The organism is Tritonibacter sp. SIMBA_163, assembly GCF_046535935.1.
Lineage (GTDB): Bacteria > Pseudomonadota > Alphaproteobacteria > Rhodobacterales > Rhodobacteraceae > Epibacterium > Epibacterium scottomollicae.
Genome location: NZ_JAWJBP010001484.1, coordinates 1 through 231, shown reverse-complemented (window position 1 = coordinate 231; position 231 = coordinate 1). Strand labels below are relative to the sequence as shown.

1 pseudogene is annotated in these 231 nt (G+C 42.0%); it reads right to left on the bottom strand.

What is annotated here, in order from left to right:
* A pseudogene (locus R0J92_RS27220) lies at positions 1-231 on the bottom strand (Asp-tRNA(Asn)/Glu-tRNA(Gln) amidotransferase GatCAB subunit B); the annotation flags it as partial.

The window sequence follows — 231 nt, the reverse complement described above, 5'->3', positions numbered from 1 at the left end:
CTGGGAAATTTGATAATTTTTCGGTAAATCAGCATAAAAATAATGCTTGCGGTCAAATTTACTGTAGGGGGCAATTTGGCAATTTAATGCTAAGCCGGTTTTCACAGCCGATTCCAACACTTTCTGATTTAATACAGGCAAGACACCGGGATAGCCCAAACAAATTGGCGAAACATTCGTGTTTGGGGGTGCGCCAAACTCAGTGGAGATGGGGCTAAATATTTTAGTCGC